At 52.5% G+C, this 17,799-nt stretch carries 13 protein-coding genes and 4 tRNA genes; 4 read left to right on the top strand and 13 right to left on the bottom strand.

Going from position 1 to position 17,799, the window contains the following annotated elements:
- Positions 1–55: 55 nt before the first annotated feature.
- The 3 genes from HBM95_01200 (at position 56) to HBM95_01190 (ending at position 2,403) form a co-directional block, all read left to right on the top strand.
- Positions 56–1,597: a sensor domain-containing diguanylate cyclase gene (locus HBM95_01200; GenBank protein ID NIH41566.1), complete on the top strand. Its 1,542-nt coding sequence runs from the start codon at positions 56–58 to the stop codon at positions 1,595–1,597.
- 180 nt (positions 1,598–1,777) lie between these two features.
- Positions 1,778–2,086 carry a PTS sugar transporter subunit IIB gene (locus tag HBM95_01195; GenBank protein ID NIH41565.1) on the top strand — a complete coding sequence of 103 codons (309 nt, stop codon included), beginning with the start codon at positions 1,778–1,780 and terminating at the stop codon, positions 2,084–2,086.
- Complete coding sequence (locus HBM95_01190) at positions 2,086–2,403, top strand: PTS lactose/cellobiose transporter subunit IIA (protein ID NIH41564.1); 318 nt, start codon at positions 2,086–2,088, stop codon at positions 2,401–2,403. Before HBM95_01195 ends, HBM95_01190 begins: the two co-directional genes overlap by 1 nt.
- A gap of 58 nt (positions 2,404–2,461) precedes the next feature.
- Here HBM95_01190 and rpoC read toward each other — a convergent pair whose 3' ends face one another.
- The 13 genes from rpoC to HBM95_01125 form a co-directional block, all read right to left on the bottom strand.
- Entirely contained in the window at positions 2,462–6,685 is a 4,224-nt protein-coding gene (gene rpoC / locus HBM95_01185) for a DNA-directed RNA polymerase subunit beta' (protein ID NIH41563.1), read from the bottom strand.
- A 76-nt stretch (positions 6,686–6,761) separates the two neighbouring features.
- A complete protein-coding gene (gene rpoB / locus HBM95_01180) occupies positions 6,762–10,790 on the bottom strand; it encodes a DNA-directed RNA polymerase subunit beta (protein NIH41562.1) in 4,029 nt (1,342 codons plus the stop codon).
- Between the two features lie 319 nt (positions 10,791–11,109).
- Entirely contained in the window at positions 11,110–11,475 is a 366-nt protein-coding gene (rplL, locus tag HBM95_01175) for a 50S ribosomal protein L7/L12 (GenBank protein ID NIH41561.1), read from the bottom strand.
- Between the two features lie 66 nt (positions 11,476–11,541).
- On the bottom strand, positions 11,542–12,039 hold the full coding sequence (gene rplJ / locus HBM95_01170; protein NIH41560.1) for a 50S ribosomal protein L10: 498 nt from the start codon (positions 12,037–12,039) through the stop codon (positions 11,542–11,544).
- Positions 12,040–12,328: 289 nt separating this feature from the next.
- Positions 12,329–13,033, bottom strand: coding sequence for a 50S ribosomal protein L1 (gene rplA / locus HBM95_01165; protein ID NIH41559.1), 705 nt, complete (start codon positions 13,031–13,033; stop codon positions 12,329–12,331).
- Positions 13,034–13,036: 3 nt separating this feature from the next.
- Complete coding sequence (gene rplK, locus HBM95_01160; protein NIH41558.1) at positions 13,037–13,465, bottom strand: 50S ribosomal protein L11; 429 nt, start codon at positions 13,463–13,465, stop codon at positions 13,037–13,039.
- 156 nt (positions 13,466–13,621) lie between these two features.
- Positions 13,622–14,167, bottom strand: a complete 546-nt coding sequence (gene nusG / locus HBM95_01155) for a transcription termination/antitermination protein NusG (protein ID NIH41557.1) — start codon at positions 14,165–14,167, stop codon at positions 13,622–13,624.
- Position 14,168: 1 nt separating this feature from the next.
- Positions 14,169–14,552: a preprotein translocase subunit SecE gene (gene secE, locus HBM95_01150; protein NIH41556.1), complete on the bottom strand. Its 384-nt coding sequence runs from the start codon at positions 14,550–14,552 to the stop codon at positions 14,169–14,171.
- A 229-nt stretch (positions 14,553–14,781) separates the two neighbouring features.
- Entirely contained in the window at positions 14,782–15,966 is a 1,185-nt protein-coding gene (tuf, locus tag HBM95_01145) for an elongation factor Tu (protein ID NIH41555.1), read from the bottom strand.
- A gap of 118 nt (positions 15,967–16,084) precedes the next feature.
- Positions 16,085–16,160 (bottom strand) — tRNA-Thr (locus HBM95_01140).
- 6 nt (positions 16,161–16,166) lie between these two features.
- A tRNA-Gly gene (locus HBM95_01135) sits at positions 16,167–16,241 on the bottom strand.
- 117 nt (positions 16,242–16,358) lie between these two features.
- Positions 16,359–16,443, bottom strand: a tRNA-Tyr gene (locus tag HBM95_01130).
- An 8-nt stretch (positions 16,444–16,451) separates the two neighbouring features.
- A tRNA-Thr gene (locus HBM95_01125) sits at positions 16,452–16,527 on the bottom strand.
- Between the two features lie 311 nt (positions 16,528–16,838).
- On the opposite strand from HBM95_01125, the gene coaA reads away from it, so the two are divergent.
- The gene (gene coaA / locus HBM95_01120) at positions 16,839–17,795 is read left to right on the top strand and encodes a type I pantothenate kinase (protein NIH41554.1); all 957 of its coding nucleotides are present in this window, start codon (positions 16,839–16,841) and stop codon (positions 17,793–17,795) included.
- Positions 17,796–17,799 lie beyond the last annotated feature (4 nt).

Below are 17,799 nucleotides of genomic sequence, written 5' to 3'. Positions count from 1 at the left end.
CTGAGAGGATATCGGCAGACGAAAAGTATTCACCATCAGGATCGATGTACAACTCATGGCACTTCACAGCAAAAAGCTCTCTTTTACCCGGCCAATCATGCTTAGCTTCGCGGGGATCCTGTGCAGTTTTGCGCTGATCGCAGTCGTGGTCACGCTTTCGCAACAAAAGGATTTTCTTGAGGACTATCATAAGATTAATGGGAATTTTACCCATAACCTTGCGGTGAACTACACCGAGTCTATCCTGCGTGAAAATGACTATATTCTGGGACGCTCCGCCATCTACTTTGCGCGCGACGACAAGCTAAACGAGACCCTCAACCTTAACCCGACGCAAGGTCTGCAGATGATGATGCATTTGCAGAATCTGATGCCGACCGTGTCATCCATCTCGCTGGCAGACACGCAGGGACATTATCTGCGCGCGCCGGAAGTGCTCCCCACGGAGAAGAGCAAAACTTTCGATCCCCGGACGCGGCCGTGGTTTGTCGCCCAGGCTGAAGCCAGTATCTTTAGCCACTATACCCGCCCCTATATGGATTACTTCACCGGCCACCCAACGGTAACAGTCTATAAGCCGTTAATTTCACCAGAAGGCCGCCTTAAGGGCACGCTCGCGTTTCATCTTGATTTGACGTCAATGGGCTACACCCTGCGTCAGATGGTCGCCCCTGTTCAGGGGGAATTCTTCGTCGTCGAACGTGATGGCGCCGTCGTGCTGCACCCTGATACTGGCGCGCTCTTCAAACAGTACGTGAGCGAAGCGCTGATGGACAAAATGACCAGCGGCGAAGGCCATCTCTACGACAAGAAAACCAACGCCTGGTATTACTACTACTCTTTCACAAACCCGGACTGGTTTGTTATCTACCGGGTCTCTGGCGCAACGCTTACCGATATTACCCGCCACGAAACGACGATCGTAGGCTGGGGTTTCGCGCTGGCGGCCATCATTATCATTCTCTTCGGCCTCTATCTGCGCCATGCCTCACGTACCGTGCTGATGACCATTATCAACGCGATCAAAACGGGCGATGTCAGCCAGGCACCGCGTCTGGAAGCGATGCTGAGCCACACCATCCAGTCCAATAAAGAGCGTGAGATGGCATATGTCCGCCAGGCCACTCACGATGCGCTGACGGGCTGCAAAAACCGCCGTGCGTTCGATAGCGATGTAGAGGAATTATTAAGCGCCCACCAGCCTTTCGCGATGGCGCTGGTTGATATTGATAACTTCAAGTCAATTAACGACACGTGGGGACACCTGAGCGGTGATATCGTCCTGCGTAACGTGGCGCGTGAGGGGATCCAGATAATGCAGCCCCACCACGTCTCGGTCTACCGCTACGGTGGCGAAGAGTTCGCGGTAATCTTCCAGGCCGAGCAGATCGCTGCCGCATTCTCATTGCTTGATGCATGGCGCACCGCCGTTGAAAGGCGCGCCTGGCGGGAAGAAAACCTGCACGTAACGTTCAGTGCGGGTCTCGGTGAATGGCACTTCGAACCGCTGGAACAATTTGTCGAAAGCGTTGATAGTGCCCTCTACAGCGCGAAACGGCAGGGTAAAAACCGCATTATCCGAACAGCCATCAGCTAATTCCCCACCTCACAGCCCGCCCGTTCCCCACGGGTGAGGTTGACGGTCATACAAATTGTAACCGGTTTCAGAAATTCGCCGGTTTCTTTGTGATGCCTGACACACAATCGTGGTAAAGCGGTTGTTGAAGCCCTCTGTGCGAGATAATTATCAATAAACACATGTAGATCGAGGCTGATTATGAAGAACATCGTTTTATGCTGTGCAGCGGGAATGTCAACCAGCATGCTGGTTCAACGTATGAAAGACGCCGCGCAGAAAAAAGGGGTTGAAGTCACCATTAAAGCCGTTCCGGTTGCGGAGTTTAAAGACAACATCGCGACGGCCGACATCGTATTGCTGGGGCCACAGGTTAAATACGAGCAGGCTAAACTGCAGGCGCAGGCCGACCCGCTGGGCAAAAAGGTCGCGGTGATCGACATGATGGATTACGGCATGATGAAAGGCGATGCCGTACTGGAAAAAGCGCTCAAGCTGCTGGAGTCATAATGGACGACTTAGAAACCACGATCATGGAACTGCTGGTCAATGCAGGTGCGGCACGCAGCGCGGCCCTGACGGCCCTGCAGATGGCGCGTAAAGGTGAGTTTGACGAAGCTGAGAAAGCGATGGAAGAGTCGCGCGAATATGTGAAGCACGCGCATACGATCCAAACGCAGCTTATCGGCCTTGACGAAGGGACCGGGAAACTGCCGGTTAACCTGATCACCGTTCATTCTCAGGACCACCTGATGAACGCGATGGTTATTCAGGATCTGGCGGGCGATATGATTGAGCTTTATCGACGCATCCCGCTAGTGAATTAAAGACATGCAGATATAAAAAAACCCGCCGAGGCGGGTTTTTTATTTACGGCATCAACGATTACTCGTTGTCGGAACCGCCCAGACCTGCGTTCAGCAGTTCTGCAAGGCTCGCGGAGGCATCTTCAGCAGTAACCTGCGGTGCAGCTGGCAGTTCGCCCGCTGCGCGACGACGCATACGATCCTGGTGGTACGCATAACCGGTACCGGCCGGGATCAGACGACCCACGATGACGTTCTCTTTCAGACCGCGCAGTTCATCACGTTTACCTGCAACAGCGGCTTCGGTCAGGACACGAGTCGTCTCCTGGAACGATGCTGCAGAGATGAAGGACTCGGTTGCCAGAGACGCTTTGGTGATACCCAGCAGATCGCGTGCGAAGGTCGCACCGATTTTGCCATTCGCTTCGAGATCGCGGTTAGCGATCTTAACGCGTGAGTATTCAACCTGCTCGCCTTCCAGGAAGTCGGAGCTGCCCGCGTTTTCGATGGTTGCTTTACGCAGCATCTGACGAACGATAACTTCGATGTGCTTATCGTTAATCTTAACGCCCTGCAGGCGGTATACGTCCTGTACTTCGTTAACAATGTAACGAGTAACAGCATGCACACCACGCAGACGCAGGATGTCGTGCGGCGCTTCTGGACCGTCGGAAACCACGTCACCACGTTCTACACGTTCGCCTTCGAACACGTTGAGCTGACGCCACTTAGGAATCATCTCTTCGTACGGCTCGCTGCCATCTACTGGCGTGATAACCAGACGGCGCTTGCCTTTGGTCTCTTTACCGAAGGAGATGATGCCGCTGATTTCAGCCAGGATTGCAGGCTCTTTCGGACGACGTGCTTCGAACAGGTCCGCAACGCGTGGCAGACCACCGGTGATGTCCTTGGTACCGCCGGATTCCTGAGGAATACGCGCCAGGGTGTCACCAGAGCTGATCTGTACGCCATCTTCCAGCTGTACAATCGCTTTACCCGGCAGGAAGTACTGCGCAGGCATATCGGTACCCGGGATCAGAACGTCGTTACCCTGAGCATCAACGATTTTCAGCGCAGGACGCAGATCTTTACCACCGGTAGTACGTTCTGCAGAATCCAGAACCACCAGAGAAGACAGACCGGTCAGCTCGTCGGTCTGACGAGTAATGGTCTGGCCGTCGATCATGTCAGTAAAGCGGATGAAACCACTTACTTCGGTGATAACCGGCATGGTGTGTGGATCCCAGTTTGCAACGGTTTCACCGCCGGCAACCTGCTCGCCATCACCTTTCGCCATAACAGCACCGTAAGGCACTTTATAGCTCTCTTTGGTACGACCGAATTCGTCGATCAGCTTCAGCTCGGTGTTACGAGAAGTGATAACCAGTTTACCGCTGGAGTTCACAACCGATTTCGCGTTGCTGAGCTTGATGCTACCTTTGTTTTTCACCTGGATGCTGGATTCAGCAGCCGCACGAGATGCCGCACCACCGATGTGGAACGTACGCATCGTCAGCTGTGTACCCGGCTCACCGATGGACTGTGCCGCGATAACGCCGATGGCTTCACCTTTGTTGATGATGTGGCCACGCGCCAGGTCACGACCGTAGCAGTGCGCACATACACCAAAGTCGGTGTCACAGGATACAACGGAACGCACTTTTACGGAGTCAACAGAGTTCGCTTCCAGCAGGTCACACCACTGTTCGTGCAGCAGCGTGTTGCGTGGAACCAGAATGTCTGCGGTGCCCGGCTTCAGGATGTCTTCCGCGGTTACACGACCCAGTACGCGATCGCGCAGCGGCTCTTTAACATCACCACCCTCGATAACCGGGGTCATGGTGATACCTTCGAGGGTGCCACAATCGTCTTCGGTCACAACCAGATCCTGCGCAACGTCAACCAGACGACGCGTCAGATAACCGGAGTTCGCTGTTTTCAGTGCGGTATCCGCCAGACCTTTACGCGCACCGTGCGTGGAGATGAAGTACTGGAGTACGTTCAGACCTTCACGGAAGTTCGCGGTGATTGGCGTTTCGATGATGGAGCCATCCGGCTTCGCCATCAGACCACGCATACCTGCCAGCTGACGAATCTGTGCTGCGGAACCACGCGCACCGGAGTCGGCCATCATGTAGATGCTGTTGAAGGAAACCTGCTGCTCTTCTACGCCGTCACGGTTAATCACGGTTTCGGTTTGCAGGTTATCCATCATCGCTTTGGATACACGATCGTTCGCCGCAGCCCAGATATCGATAACTTTGTTGTAACGTTCGCCCGCGGTGACCAGACCAGACTGGAACTGCTCCTGGATTTCCGCAACTTCAGCTTCCGCTTCAGAGATGATCTCGTGTTTCTTCTCTGGGATGACCATGTCATCGATACCAACAGATGCACCTGAACGCGCTGCATAAGCAAAGCCGGTATACATTGTCTGGTCAGCGAAGATAACGGTCGGCTTCAGACCCAGAATGCGGTAACAGGTGTTCAGCATTTTGGAGATCGCTTTCTTACCCAGCGCCTGGTTGACGATGGAGAAAGGCAGACCTTTCGGTACGATCATCCACAGAATGGCACGGCCAACGGTCGTGTCTTTCAGGCTGGTTTTCGCAACGAATTCGCCGTTTGCATCTTTTTCGTATTCGGTGATACGCACTTTAACGCGCGCATGCAGAGAGGCCAGGCCAGCGCGATAAATACGCTCAGCTTCTTTCGGGCCAGTCAGCACCATGCCTTCGCCTTTGGCGTTAACACAGTCACGGGTCATGTAGTACAGACCCAATACAACGTCCTGAGAAGGAACGATGATTGGCTCACCGTTCGCTGGAGACAGGATGTTGTTGGTAGACATCATCAGCGCACGCGCTTCGAGCTGGGCTTCCAGCGTCAGCGGTACGTGAACAGCCATCTGGTCACCATCGAAGTCGGCGTTATAAGCCGCACAGACCAGCGGGTGCAGCTGGATAGCTTTACCTTCGATCAGTACTGGCTCAAATGCCTGGATACCCAGACGGTGCAGTGTTGGTGCACGGTTCAGCAGTACCGGGTGTTCGCGGATCACTTCGTCCAGGATATCCCAAACGACAGCTTCTTCACGCTCAACCATTTTCTTAGCGGCTTTGATGGTAGTGGCGAGTCCTCGCAGCTCCAGCTTGCCGTAGATGAACGGTTTGAACAGCTCCAGTGCCATTTTCTTCGGCAAACCGCACTGATGCAGACGCAGGTATGGACCTACGGTGATTACAGAACGACCGGAGTAGTCAACACGCTTACCGAGCAGGTTCTGACGGAAACGACCCTGTTTACCTTTGATCATGTCGGCCAAAGATTTCAGAGGACGTTTGTTAGAACCGGTGATCGCACGACCACGACGACCGTTATCCAGCAGGGCATCTACCGCTTCCTGCAGCATACGTTTTTCGTTGCGTACGATGATATCCGGCGCAGCCAGATCCAGCAGACGTTTCAGACGGTTGTTACGGTTGATCACGCGACGATACAGATCGTTCAGATCGGACGTTGCGAAACGACCACCATCCAGCGGAACCAGCGGACGCAGATCTGGCGGCAGAACCGGCAGAACGGTCAGGATCATCCACTCTGGTTTGTTACCAGACTGAACGAACGCTTCCAGCAGTTTGATACGCTTGGTCAGCTTTTTACGCTTGGTTTCGGAGTTAGTTTCGTTCAGCTCTTCACGCAGCTGCTCGCACTCTTGCTCCAGATCCATGCTCTTCAGCAGGGCCTGAATAGCTTCCGCACCCATCTTCGCGTCGAATTCGTCACCGAACTCTTCCAGCGCGTCCAGATACTGCTCTTCAGTCAGGATCTGGTGACGTTCCAGGTTCGTCATCCCGCCTTCGATAACCACATAAGATTCGAAGTACAGTACACGTTCGATATCGCGCAGCGGCATATCCAGCAGCAGGCCGATACGGGACGGCAGAGATTTCAGGAACCAGATGTGAGCAGTCGGAGACGCCAGCTCGATGTGGCCCATACGCTCACGGCGTACTTTGGTCTGGGTCACTTCAACGCCGCACTTCTCACAGATCACACCACGGTGTTTCAGGCGCTTGTACTTACCGCACAGGCACTCGTAATCTTTTACTGGCCCGAAAATACGTGCACAGAAAAGGCCGTCACGCTCAGGTTTGAACGTACGGTAGTTGATGGTTTCCGGCTTTTTAACTTCACCGAAAGACCATGAACGGATCATGTCTGGCGAAGCCAGAGCAATTTTGATCGCATCAAACTCTTCGGTTTTAGTTTGCGCTTTCAGAAACTTTAATAAGTCTTTCACGGATTTGCTCCCGTCGGAGTTAGCACACTCTGCTGTCGGGCGTTAACCCGACAGCAGTGACCTGTTTGAGCGAGAATTACTCGTCTTCCAGTTCGATGTTGATACCCAGCGAACGAATCTCTTTCAACAGTACGTTGAAGGATTCTGGCATGCCCGGCTCCATCTGATGGTTGCCGTCCACGATGTTTTTATACATCTTGGTACGACCGTTCACGTCATCAGACTTAACGGTGAGCATTTCCTGCAGGGTGTATGCCGCGCCGTATGCTTCCAGCGCCCACACTTCCATCTCCCCGAAGCGCTGACCACCGAACTGTGCCTTACCACCCAGCGGCTGCTGAGTAACCAGGCTGTAAGAACCGGTAGAACGAGCGTGCATCTTGTCGTCGACCAGGTGGTTCAGTTTCAGCATGTACATGTAACCAACGGTTACTGGACGCTCAAACTGTTCACCGGTACGGCCGTCAAACAGCGTAATCTGACCAGACGTTGGCAGACCACCCAGTTGCAGCAGCTCTTTAATTTCAGCTTCTTTTGCACCGTCGAATACCGGCGTTGCAATTGGCATACCTTTGCGCAGGTTCTCTGCCAGACGCAGCACTTCTTCATCGCTGAAGGTGTTCAGGTCGACTTTCTGACGCACATCGGTACCCAGATCGTAGGCACGCTGGATGAATTCGCGCAGTTTCGCGACTTCCTGCTGCTGTTTCAGCATGGCGTTGATCTTGTCGCCAATACCTTTCGCTGCCATACCCAAGTGGGTTTCCAGAATCTGACCGATGTTCATACGAGACGGTACGCCCAGTGGGTTCAGTACGATATCTACCGGCGTACCGTTAGCATCGTGCGGCATATCTTCGATCGGGTTGATCTTAGAGATAACACCCTTGTTACCGTGACGACCTGCCATCTTATCACCAGGCTGGATCTGACGTTTAACGGCCAGATACACCTTAACAATCTTCAGCACGCCTGGTGCCAGATCGTCGCCCTGAGTGATTTTGCGGCGTTTCGCTTCGAGTTTTTTCTCGAACTCGTGTTTCAGTTCGTCATACTGCTCAGCCAGCTGTTCCAGCTGATTTTGTTTCTCTTCGTCGGTCAGGCCCAGTTCCAGCCAGCGATCGCGTGGCAGTTTGTCGAGCTTCTCAGCTTCAACGCCACCGGCAACCAGCACCGCATAAATACGGCTGAACAGACCCGCTTCGAGGATCTGCAGTTCTTCAGACAGGTCTTTCTTAGCCTGCTTGAGCTGCATCTCTTCGATTTCCAGCGCACGCTTATCTTTCTCAACGCCATCACGAGTGAAGACCTGAACGTCGATAACCGTACCGGAAACACCGTTTGGTACGCGCAGAGAAGAGTCTTTAACGTCAGACGCTTTCTCACCGAAGATTGCACGCAGCAGTTTCTCTTCTGGCGTCAGCTGGGTTTCACCTTTCGGCGTAACCTTACCAACCAGAATGTCGCCGCCGGTCACTTCCGCACCGATGTAAACAATACCGGATTCATCCAGTTTGGAGAGCGCAGCTTCACCCACGTTAGGGATGTCGGCAGTGATCTCTTCTGGCCCCAGCTTGGTGTCACGGGACACACAGGCCAGTTCCTGAATGTGGATGGTGGTGAAACGATCTTCCTGAACCACACGCTCGGAGACGAGGATGGAGTCTTCGAAGTTGTAACCGTTCCACGGCATGAACGCTACGCGCATGTTCTGACCGAGCGCCAGTTCACCAAGGTCGGTGGACGGACCGTCTGCCAGCACGTCGCCGCGCTCAACTGGCTCACCCAGAGATACGCAAGGCATCTGGTTGATACAGGTGTTCTGGTTAGAACGGGTGTATTTGGTCAGGTTGTAGATGTCGATACCCGCTTCGCCCGGATACATCTCGTCTTCGTTAACTTTGATAACGATACGGGATGCGTCGACGTACTGAACGGTACCGCCACGCTTAGCAACTGCAGTAACACCGGAGTCAACGGCAACAGCACGTTCCATACCGGTACCAACCAGCGGCTTATCAGCACGCAGAGTTGGAACGGCCTGACGTTGCATGTTCGCACCCATCAATGCACGGTTGGCGTCATCGTGTTCCAGGAACGGGATCAGGGACGCACCAACGGATACCACCTGCTGGGTGGAAACGTCCATGTAGTCAACCTGGTCGCGGCTGAACAAGCTGGATTCGCCTTTGCTACGGCAGGTAACCAAATCTTCTACAAAGTGGCCTTCGTCATCCAGGTTGGAGTTCGCCTGAGCGATAACGTAGTTGCCTTCTTCGATAGCAGACAGGTAGTGAATTTCGTCGGTAACAACACCGTCAGTCACTTTACGGTACGGGGTCTCGAGGAAACCGTATTCGTTCGTCTGTGCGTAAACGGACAGGGAGTTGATCAGACCGATGTTTGGACCTTCAGGCGTTTCGATTGGACATACGCGACCGTAGTGCGTCGGGTGTACGTCTCGAACTTCGAAGCCTGCACGTTCACGGGTCAGACCGCCCGGGCCGAGTGCGGAGATACGACGTTTGTGCGTAATCTCAGACAGCGGGTTGTTCTGGTCCATGAACTGAGACAGCTGGCTGGAACCGAAGAACTCTTTCACTGCTGCAGAAATCGGCTTGGCGTTGATCATATCCTGAGGCATCAGGGTATCCAGATCGCCCAGAGACAGACGCTCTTTCACCGCACGCTCTACACGTACCAGGCCAACGCGGAACTGGTTTTCCGCCATTTCGCCTACGGAGCGGATACGACGGTTGCCGAGGTGGTCGATATCGTCCACTTCGCCTTTACCGTTACGGATATCGATGAGCTTCTTCATCACTTCGATGATGTCGTCTTTGCTCAGGATACCGGAACCTTCGATTTCGTCGCGCAGCAGAGAACGGTTGAACTTCATACGACCTACCGCGGACAGATCGTAGCGGTCTTCGGAGAAGAACAGGTTCTCGAACAGGCTTTCAGCCGCTTCGCGAGTTGGTGGCTCACCAGGACGCATCATGCGGTAGATTTCGACCAGCGCGCTCAGACGATCGGTCGTTGGGTCGACGCGTACAGTCTCAGAGATGTACGGACCGTGGTCCAGATCGTTGGTGAACAGCGTTTCGATACGTTTGTGGCCAGACTGGCTCAGCTTAGCCAGCAGATCCAGGCTCAGCTCCATGTTAGCCGGGCAGATCAGCTCGCCAGTTGATTCATCAACGTAATCTTTCGCGGCTACTTTTCCTGCAATGTATTCAACCGGAACTTCGATGTGTTTGATATCATCTTTTTCCAGTTGGCGGATGTGGCGCGCGGTGATACGGCGACCTTTTTCCACATACACTTTGCCGTCGGCTTCGATGTCGAACGACGCGGTCTCACCACGCAGACGTTCCGGCACCAGCTCCATCTGCAGCTTGTTGTCGCGGATTTCAAAGATCACTTTCTCAAAGAACAGGTCCAGGATCTGCTCAGTGGTATAGTTCAGTGCACGCAGAATGATGGTTGCAGGCAGTTTACGACGACGGTCGATACGGACAAACAGGTTGTCTTTTGGATCGAACTCGAAGTCCAGCCATGAACCACGGTAAGGAATGATGCGTGCGTTATACAGTACTTTACCGGAAGAGTGTGTTTTACCTTTATCGCTGTCGAAGAAGACGCCCGGGCTACGATGCAGCTGGGAAACGATAACACGCTCAGTACCGTTGATGACGAAAGTACCGTTGTCTGTCATGAGTGGAATCTCACCCATGTAGACTTCTTGTTCTTTAATGTCTTTTACGGTGCCTTCCGGCGCTTCGCGCTCGTAGATCACCAGACGCAGTTTTACGCGCAGCGGTGCGGAATAGGTCACGCCACGGATCTGACATTCCTGAACGTCAAACACCGGTTCGCCAAGGCGGTAGCTGACGTACTGCAGCTCGGAGTTACCGCTGTAGCTCTGAATCGGGAACACGGAACGGAAGGCTGCTTCCAGACCGTACTGCCCTTCAGGATCTTGCTCGATAAACTTCTGGAACGAGTCAAGCTGGATAGAAAGGAGATATGGAATGTCCAGAACTTGTGGACGTTTACCAAAATCCTTACGAATACGTTTTTTCTCGGTATAGGAGTAAACCATAGGGTTCCTCAGCTCGCTGACAAGTCGACCCATCTGTCCGACGAAGGGACAGTTTGTGCAACACCATTTTGTGGACCGGAAAATTGAATACTTTCCGCAATACCTGTTGCTATCACGCTTAAACCATTTCATTGCGATTTACACAGAGCGAGCACCCTGTCGCAGTATATTAAGTCGTCGATAGAAACAAGCATTGTCAGGACAATCAGCAGTCAAACAGTGTGAAATGCTACTGATGCCTTACAGCGCAAAAAGGCTGGTGACTAAAAAGTCACCAGCCATCAGCCTAATTGCTTAGGCTGCAACCAGAAAAGTTGGCTTATTTAACTTCAACTTCAGCGCCAGCTTCTTCCAGAGATTTTTTCAGTGCTTCTGCGTCGTCTTTGCTCACGCCTTCTTTCAGCGCAGCTGGAGCAGATTCTACCAGGTCTTTAGCTTCTTTCAGACCCAGGCCAGTTGCGCCACGTACTGCTTTGATAACAGCAACTTTGTTCGCGCCAGCAGCTTTCAGAATTACGTCGAATTCAGTTTTTTCTTCAGCAGCTTCAGCCGGGCCAGCAGCTACAGCTACAGCAGCAGCAGCAGAAACACCGAATTTTTCTTCCATTGCAGAAACCAGCTCTACAACGTCCATTACGGACATAGCTGCTACTGCTTCAATGATTTGATCTTTAGTGATAGACATTTAAATTGTTCCTGAAAATCAGAATAAGTTTATACGTAAGCAAATGCTTTATAAAGATAACTGCAATTAAGCAGCTTCTTTCGCATCGCGTACAGCAGCCAGAGTGCGAACCAGTTTGCCAGCCGCAGCTTCTTTCATGGTTGCCATCAGGCGTGCAATTGCTTCTTCGTAGGTCGGCAGGGTTGCCAGGCGATCGATTTGCGATGCCGGGATCAACTCACCTTCAAAGGCTGCAGCTTTGACCTCAAATTTTGCATTCGCTTTCGCGAACTCTTTGAACAGACGAGCAGCAGCGCCCGGGTGTTCCATAGAGTATGCAATCAGGGTCGGACCAACAAACGTGTCTTTCAGGCACTCGAACTGAGTACCTTCAACTACGCGGCGCAGCAGGGTGTTACGAACAACACGCATGTATACGCCAGCTTCACGACCTGCTTTACGCAGTTCAGTCATTTTGTCTACAGTAACGCCACGGGAATCCGCAACTACTGCAGACAGCGCGCCTTTGGCTACTTCGCTGACTTCAGCAACAATCGCTTGTTTGTCTTGAAGATTTAAAGCCATTAGCTTTGCTCCTGGATGTTTGCCGGAACTCATGTTCCGGAACTCACTTCACTCTTCCCAACGGGAAGAGCGTCTTAATACGGTGAGCAGAAACAAGCCAGAGTATTAAAAATAATCTTAGCGTTCTGTCACCGTCTACGCAGGGGATTAAGTCTCTTTCGAGACACCTGCGGTCTTCGACGGAGGCCTGGATAGGCCAGGCTCCAACGAACAATTCTTTTAGCCACTAACTTTCGTTAGCAAACGTGGGGGTAAGATTGTAGACAAAATCACCGCCCACGTAAAGGCATTAGTTTGCAGCAGCGCTCAGGCCAGCCTGGTCAACTGCAACACCTGCACCCATAGTGGTGGAGATGCTAACTTTCTTGATGTACACGCCTTTCGCCTGAGTTGGTTTTGCTTTTTTCAGCGCAACCAGCAGAGCTTCCAGGTTTTCTTTCAGTTTGTCAGCGTCAAAGTCCACTTTACCGATGGTGGTGTGGATGATGCCGTTTTTGTCGTTACGATAACGAACCTGACCCGCTTTAGCGTTCTTAACCGCTTCAGCAACGTTAGGAGTTACAGTACCAACTTTCGGGTTTGGCATCAGGCCGCGTGGACCCAGAACCTGGCCCAGCTGGCCAACAACGCGCATTGCATCTGGAGATGCGATAACAACGTCAAAGTTCATTTCGCCTTTCTTGATCTGATCAGCCAGATCTTCCATACCTACCAGTTCAGCACCGGCAGCTTTAGCAGCTTCAGCGTTTGCACCCTGAGCAAATACAGCTACGCGAACGGAACGGCCAGTACCGTGTGGCAGTACAGTTGCGCCACGAACGTTCTGATCGGATTTACGAGCGTCGATGCCCAGGTTAACGGCAACGTCAACGCTTTCAACGAACTTAGCAGTTGCCAGTTCTTTCAGCAGAGCGATAGCTTCGTTGATGTCGTACTGTTTGGTCGCATCAACTTTGTCACGGATCACGGACATGCGCTTGGTCAGTTTAGCCATTTCTTAGTCCTCCACTACCAGGCCCATGGAACGTGCAGTACCTTCGATGGAGCGAGTCATCGCTTCAATGTCGGCACCAGTCATGTCGGCAGCTTTGGTCTGCGCGATTTCCTGCAGCTGAGCGCGGGAAATTTTACCCACTTTGTCTTTGTTCGGTTTACCGGAACCAGACTTGATACCAGCCGCTTTCTTCAGCAGAACTGCTGCTGGAGGGGTTTTGGTAACGAAAGTGAAAGAACGGTCAGCGTAAACAGTGATTACGACTGGGATTGGCAGACCTTTTTCCAGGGATTCAGTTTTTGCGTTGAACGCTTTACAGAATTCCATGATGTTCACACCCTGCTGACCCAGAGCTGGACCAACTGGTGGACTTGGGTTCGCCATACCAGCTGCAACCTGCAGCTTGACGTAGGCTTGTACTTTCTTAGCCATTCTAAAATCCTCTGATTGGGTAATAGCGCCTCAGGGAGGCTCCCCGTGAATAAAATTCGTTTTACGGGCCGAGACCCATAAAAACAAAAGGCGCGAAATTGTATTCCAATCCCGCGCCTTGTGCAACGATTAAATCGTCGCTTTTTTGATCGCTGCTTAGGCTTTTTCTACCTGGGCAAAGTCCAGTTCTACCGGGGTCGCACGACCGAAGATAGAAACAGAAACTTTCAGGCGGGACTTCTCGTAGTCCACTTCTTCAACCACGCCATTAAAGTCAGCAAACGGACCGTCATTAACACGAACCATTTCACCCGGTTCAAACAGCGTTTTCGGACGCGGCTTATCACCTACCTGCTGCAGGCGGTTCATAATCGCATCAACTTCTTTGTCGCTGATTGGCGCCGGACGGTCAGACGTGCCGCCGATAAAGCCCATCACGCGCGGTACGCTGCGCACCAGGTGCCAGCTCGCGTCGTTCATAACCATCTGAACCAGCACGTAACCCGGGAAGAATTTGCGCTCGCTTTTGCGACGCTGCCCGCCACGGATCTCAACCACTTCTTCGGTTGGAACCATAACTTCGCCAAACAACTCTTCCATGTTGTGTAATTTGATATGCTCACGCAGCGACGTGGCTACGCGGCCTTCAAAACCGGAAAACGCCTGAACGACGTACCAGCGCTTTTTAGGGGCTTCAGACATCTCAGAACCTCAGGCCAGTGATAAAGGATACCAGGCGAACCAGAATACCATCCAGTCCCCACAGGATCAGTGACATTACAGCGGTAACCGCCGCTACGATCAGCGTGGTGTGCAATGTTTCCTGGCGAGTCGGCCAAATTACCTTGCGGACTTCGGTACGCGCTTCGCGGGCAAAAGCGACAGTCGCTTTGCCTTTCGTCGTCAACAGCGCGACACCACCCGCTGCAGCAATCAGAATTACCACTGCAAGCGCGCGTAGCGGCAGCATAATGTCACGATAAAGGTAGTTGCCGACAATCGCTACGATCAGCAGAACGGCTACTACTACCCATTTCATCGCTTCCAGGCCGCGCCCGCTCCCTTGAGCTTCGGTATTCGCACTCATAAACCAACCTGTCAGAAGTATTCTACAAACATTTTCACCCCGCGATCGCGAGGCAAACCAAATCGAAATGCTAATTCGCTTTTCGGATTATACGCTCTCTGCAGAGCCTGTCTCAGCAATGATTATGACAAAAATAATCACTGATGAGCCAGGTTCTGGCGTGAAAGCGTGCAAAAAGGGCATCAAATGATGCCCTTTTATTGCGCATTGCGTCAAATGTTATCAGCAATTAGCCGAGAACTTTAGCAACCACGCCCGCGCCAACGGTACGGCCACCTTCACGGATTGCGAAACGCAGACCGTCGTCCATCGCGATTGGGTGGATCAGAGTCACAACCATCTTGATGTTGTCGCCTGGCATTACCATCTCTACGCCTTCTGGCAGTTCGATGGTACCGGTCACGTCAGTTGTACGGAAGTAGAACTGTGGACGGTAGCCTTTGAAGAACGGAGTATGACGGCCGCCTTCGTCTTTGGACAGGATGTACACTTCAGATTCGAACTTGGTGTGTGGCTTGATTGAGCCTGGCTTCGCCAGAACCTGACCACGTTCGATTTCTTCACGCTTGATACCACGCAGCAGAACACCAACGTTCTCACCGGCACGGCCTTCGTCCAGCAGTTTGCGGAACATTTCAACGCCAGTACAGGTAGACTTCGCAGTCTCTTTGATACCAACGATTTCAACTTCTTCACCAACTTTGATGATACCGCGCTCTACACGACCGGTAACAACGGTACCACGACCGGAGATGGAGAATACGTCTTCGATTGGCAGCAGGAATGGCTTGTCAATCGCACGCTCTGGTTCTGGGATGTAAGAATCCAGGAAGCCAGCCAGTTCGATGATTTTCGCTTCCCACTCTGCGTCGCCTTCCAGCGCTTTCAGCGCGGAACCACGAACGATTGGGGTGTCGTCGCCTGGGAAATCGTACTGAGACAGCAGTTCACGAACTTCCATCTCTACCAGTTCCAGAAGCTCTTCGTCATCAACCATGTCGCACTTGTTCAGGAACACGATGATGAAAGGAACGCCTACCTGACGACCCAGCAGGATGTGCTCACGGGTCTGAGGCATTGGGCCGTCAGTCGCAGCAACAACCAGGATCGCGCCGTCCATCTGCGCAGCACCGGTGATCATGTTTTTAACATAGTCGGCGTGGCCTGGGCAGTCTACGTGTGCGTAGTGGCGAGTCGGGGTGTCGTATTCAACGTGAGAGGTGTTGATGGTGATACCACGAGCTTTTTCTTCTGGTGCGTTATCGATCTGGTCGAATGCACGAGCAGAACCACCGTAGGTTTTTGCCAGAACGGTAGTGATTGCAGCGGTCAGCGTTGTTTTACCATGGTCAACGTGGCCGATAGTACCGACGTTAACGTGCGGTTTTGTACGTTCAAACTTTTCTTTAGACATCGATTGTCCCTCTAAGACACGGATAAATCGGTGATATCACCACATCAACCAGGCGAAATGCCCGAATTGTTGAATACAGTAAAATTGAAACAGAGAGAAACGGGAAGGAGAAGTGAAGTGGTGCTGATACCCAGAGTCGAACTGGGGACCTCACCCTTACCAAGGGTGCGCTCTACCAACTGAGCCATATCAGCACGTATTGGAGCGGGCAGCGGGAATCGAACCCGCATCATCAGCTTGGAAGGCTGAGGTAATAGCCATTATACGATGCCCGCATCCTGAAACTCGGCTACCCAGTTCTTTCTGTAACAAAAAAAGAGATTTCTCTCTTTTTCAGTTTGAGCTGGCTAATTTTTCCAACCAGCTCCGGCGGCATTTACGCTGCCAGAAAGTGGTGGTGGGGGAAGGATTCGAACCTTCGAAGTCTGTGACGGCAGATTTACAGTCTGCTCCCTTTGGCCGCTCGGGAACCCCACCGGACTTGATGGTGCCGACTACCGGAATCGAACTGGTGACCTACTGATTACAAGTCAGTTGCTCTACCTACTGAGCTAAGTCGGCATCAAGTAGCGCGCATTCTATGGATACCTGCGCGGTCATGCAACTAAAAATTTGCATAAAACGTTCTTTCGCTCACATTTTATGCGAACAGCGCACTAAGCGCTGTAAAAGTAGTCATCCACGGTCAAATAATCAACATGAAAGGGTGTTTTGCACGGTATACACCGTAGCGTGACGGCTTCCGCGTAACGCAGCGCTTTCCATCTTTTTTCTTATTATTCCCGCCATCTGGTGTTAACCTCCTGCCCATTGTCCAAAATTAACTGTGTGATGAGCCACGTCCCGGCAGCATAGCGCTGGCTCACTGAAGCATGCTTATGAGCAAAAAAGAGCAAACGTTAATGACGCCTTATCTTCACTTTAACCGCAGCCAGTGGGCTGCCCTGCGTGATTCCGTCCCTATGACGCTGACGGAAGGTGAAATCGCACGGTTAAAAGGGATAAACGAAGATCTGTCCCTGGAAGAGGTGGCAGAAATTTATCTCCCCCTCTCTCGCTTGCTTAACTTCTATATCAGCTCCAACCTGCGCCGTCAGGCGGTGCTGGAGCAGTTCCTCGGCACGAACGGTCAGCGCATTCCTTATATCATTAGCATTGCAGGCAGCGTGGCCGTGGGTAAAAGCACCACCGCACGCGTACTGCAGGCGTTATTGAGCCGCTGGCCGGAACACCGCAGCGTTGAGTTGATCACGACCGACGGCTTCCTGCACCCGAACGAAGTATTAAAAGAACGCGGGCTGATGAAGAAGAAGGGCTTCCCGCTCTCTTATGATATGCACCGTCTGGTGAAATTTGTCTCTGACCTGAAATCTGGCGTGCCTCACGTCACGGCGCCGGTCTATTCACACCTGATCTACGACCGCATCCCGGATGGGGATAAAACGGTAGTCCAGCCGGACATCCTGATTCTTGAAGGTTTGAACGTGCTGCAAAGCGGAATGGATTATCCACATGACCCGCATCATGTGTTCGTTTCGGATTTCGTCGATTTCTCTATCTATGTTGATGCGCCGGAAGACCTGCTGCAGAACTGGTATATCAACCGCTTCCTGAAGTTCCGTGAAGGGGCATTCACCGACCCGGACTCCTATTTCCACCACTACGCCCAGCTTTCTGAAGAAGAAGCGATTAATGTGGCGACGGGGCTGTGGAATGAGATCAACTACGTGAACCTCAAAGAGAACATCCTGCCGACGCGCGAGCGTGCGAGCCTGATCCTCACCAAGAGCGAGAAGCACGCCGTCGACCAGATTCGCCTGCGGAAATAGCCAG

Origin of the sequence: Enterobacter asburiae (assembly GCA_011754535.1) — a bacterium.
Taxonomy (GTDB): domain Bacteria; phylum Pseudomonadota; class Gammaproteobacteria; order Enterobacterales; family Enterobacteriaceae; genus Enterobacter; species Enterobacter cloacae_N.
This window is presented reverse-complemented; position numbering and strand designations above follow the sequence as displayed.

What these genes read in the sequence shown, in the direction of transcription:
- HBM95_01200 (NIH41566.1), top strand. Translation starts at nt 56, where the DNA reads ATGGCACTTCACAGCAAAAAGCTCTCTTTTACCCGGCCAATCATGCTT.
- HBM95_01195 (NIH41565.1), top strand. Translation starts at nt 1,778, where the DNA reads ATGAAGAACATCGTTTTATGCTGTGCAGCGGGAATGTCAACCAGCATG.
- HBM95_01190 (NIH41564.1), top strand. Translation starts at nt 2,086, where the DNA reads ATGGACGACTTAGAAACCACGATCATGGAACTGCTGGTCAATGCAGGT.
- rpoB (NIH41562.1), bottom strand. Translation starts at nt 10,790, where the DNA reads ATGGTTTACTCCTATACCGAGAAAAAACGTATTCGTAAGGATTTTGGT.
- rplL (NIH41561.1), bottom strand. Translation starts at nt 11,475, where the DNA reads ATGTCTATCACTAAAGATCAAATCATTGAAGCAGTAGCAGCTATGTCC.
- rplJ (NIH41560.1), bottom strand. Translation starts at nt 12,039, where the DNA reads ATGGCTTTAAATCTTCAAGACAAACAAGCGATTGTTGCTGAAGTCAGC.
- rplA (NIH41559.1), bottom strand. Translation starts at nt 13,033, where the DNA reads ATGGCTAAACTGACCAAGCGCATGTCCGTGATCCGTGACAAAGTTGAT.
- rplK (NIH41558.1), bottom strand. Translation starts at nt 13,465, where the DNA reads ATGGCTAAGAAAGTACAAGCCTACGTCAAGCTGCAGGTTGCAGCTGGT.
- nusG (NIH41557.1), bottom strand. Translation starts at nt 14,167, where the DNA reads ATGTCTGAAGCCCCTAAAAAGCGCTGGTACGTCGTTCAGGCGTTTTCC.
- secE (NIH41556.1), bottom strand. Translation starts at nt 14,552, where the DNA reads ATGAGTGCGAATACCGAAGCTCAAGGGAGCGGGCGCGGCCTGGAAGCG.
- tuf (NIH41555.1), bottom strand. Translation starts at nt 15,966, where the DNA reads ATGTCTAAAGAAAAGTTTGAACGTACAAAACCGCACGTTAACGTCGGT.
- coaA (NIH41554.1), top strand. Translation starts at nt 16,839, where the DNA reads ATGCTTATGAGCAAAAAAGAGCAAACGTTAATGACGCCTTATCTTCAC.